Here is a 2,273-nt window from a genome sequence, read left to right on the forward strand (position 1 = left end):
GCCTTGGGCTTTGTGTACCGTCACTGCGTACGCGAGTTCCAGTTCGCCCAGTTCGTCCAGTGCGTACCCAACCGGTTCCCCGTTAAACTTTACCACCAGGCCGGAAACGCTGCCTTTGTCGTCCGTGATGATGTCCAGCACAGTCCCGGTCTCGCCGTTAAAAACACCCTTGCCGTAATTGTTCCTGGTGCAGATCACCTTATCCCCCGGGCGGAAGGTGGTGTTACCTCTCTGCAGCCCCGGTTTTTCCGGTTCCGGCGGGTTGATCGCTTCTTGAAGCATCCTGTTCAGCTCTACCGTCCCCACCGGCCCCTTTTTCATGGGGGAAAGCACCTGTATTTCTTCAACCGGATACCCCAGTTCCAGGAATCTCTCCACGCACCTTACGACCGTCCGGGCGATGTCTTCCGGCTTTTCACGCTCGATAAAATAAAAATCCCCCTTCGAGTGGTCGGGATAGAACATCTGTCCGCGGTTTACCCTGTGGGCACCGGTAATAATCTGGCTTTCAGCGGCCTGCCGGAATATTTTCTCCAGCTTCACGCACGGCACCCCGGCGGCCAGCAGGTCGTGCAGGACGTTGCCAGGTTCCACCGAAGGGAGCTGGTCCCTGTCACCCACCAGGAGCACTTTCGCCCCTTCAGGCACGGCGTCAAAGAGCAGCCCCGTAAGCTGTATCCCGGCCATGCTGAATTCGTCCACCACAAGCAGGTCGCAGGGCAGCGGGTTCCCGGAATGGTACGCCGGCCGCGCCTCCCCGGGAACGAACCCTAAAAGACGATGAATGGTGTGCGCTTCCATACCCGTTACTTCCGAAAGCCTCCTGCTGGCGCGACCCGTCGGCGCGGCCAGCATTATCTCCGCTTCAGGGTTGATGCGGCGGAACACTTCCAGCACGGCCCTGACGCACGTCGATTTCCCCGTGCCCGGGCCGCCTGTAAGGACCAGGAAGCCACCGCTGATGATCTTCTCAACGGCGGCCTTCTGTTCGGGAGCCAGCCTTATCCCGGCGGATAACTCGTACTGCTTGATCAGCTTCTCCAGCCTGGCAGGCGGTACATACATACCGCTGCTGCCGGAAAGCAGGCGCCTCACCTTTTCAGCTACGGCAACTTCGGCCCTGTACATGCCCCGGGGGTACACGGCCCCGGCCTCAATTACCAGTTTCTCATTACCGGCCAGACGCTTCAGGGCGCTCTCAACCATGTCCCGCATAACGTACGTTTTCTTATGGTTCAGCAGTTCCAGCGACTTCTCGCAGAGTTCTTCTACCGGCAGGAAGCAGTGCCCCTGCTCCCACACCGCCTGCTTCAGCGTGTAGGTTACTGCCGCTTCCACACGCTGCGGGCTGTCCATGGGTACGCCCAGCTTCACGGCCATCTCGTCGGCACGGTGGAAGCCGATCCCTTCAAGCTCCATCAGGCAGTAGGGGTTGCGCTGGATAATTTCAGCTGTCGCACTGCCGAATTCTTTAAAGGCTTTAAACGCAGCTTTCGGGGTTAAGCCCAGGGGAAGGAGTTTTTTCATGATCCGCTGGATCTCGAATGTCTCCAGGACGCTCTCGTAAACCTGTTGGGCTTTACCCCCCAGTCCTTTTATGCCCTTGAGGACTCCCGGCCCGTCGCGCATGATGATTTCTACGGCTTCGGGACCAAGCTTTTCAACAATGCGTTTCGCAGTCACCGGGCCGACGCCTTTAACCAGGCCGGATGAAAGAAATGCTACTGCCTGTTCCTCGGTGGTCGGAACGGGCCGCTCCCAGAAGGTGACGTTTACCTGGCGGCCGTGCTTCGGATGATTGAACCATTCTCCTTCGATAATGATGCGTTCGCCGGGTTTCAGGCCGTACAGGTTACCCGTGATCACTGTTTGTGCACCGTTATGGTTGAATACGGCAACGTAAAAGTCGTCCGCCTGAAAAATGAAGCGGCTTACGGTCCCTTTCGCACAGAATTTTTCTTGTTGCAAAACGATCTACTCCTTCCATATAGGACACAAAAAAGAAAAAAGCCCGAGAACCTTTGTTCTCCGGACTTTTCTTAATTTAATCCGCCATTAACCGCATTCCACAACTGTCCTTCTGCCGCACTCTTCACCTTTCCGGAACTGTTAGCCCACTTTGTCTTTTTACCTCCGGAGTTTGCAATTACCTCACTCCCGGCAGCCAGCTTCGCAATTTCACCAGCACCGTCCAACGGGGAAGGAGCAGGAATCACCGGACCGGCTTTCTGCCCTCGCTCCGCCCTCCTACGGGCTTTGAGCCAGCTCAACAG

At 57.0% G+C, this 2,273-nt stretch carries 2 protein-coding genes; both read right to left on the minus strand.

The annotated features are described in order from the left end of the window. On the minus strand, positions 1-1,968 hold a 1,968-nt coding region (locus ACPLUI_RS14045; RefSeq protein WP_424660866.1), incomplete at its 3' end, for an ATP-dependent RecD-like DNA helicase. Positions 1,969-2,039: 71 nt separating this feature from the next. Then, the coding region (locus ACPLUI_RS14050) for a hypothetical protein (protein ID WP_424660867.1) at positions 2,040-2,273 on the minus strand (234 nt) is incomplete at its 5' end.

Origin of the sequence: Desulfofundulus sp. (assembly GCF_049701015.1) — a bacterium.
Taxonomy (GTDB): Bacteria; Bacillota; Desulfotomaculia; order Desulfotomaculales; family Desulfovirgulaceae; genus Desulfofundulus.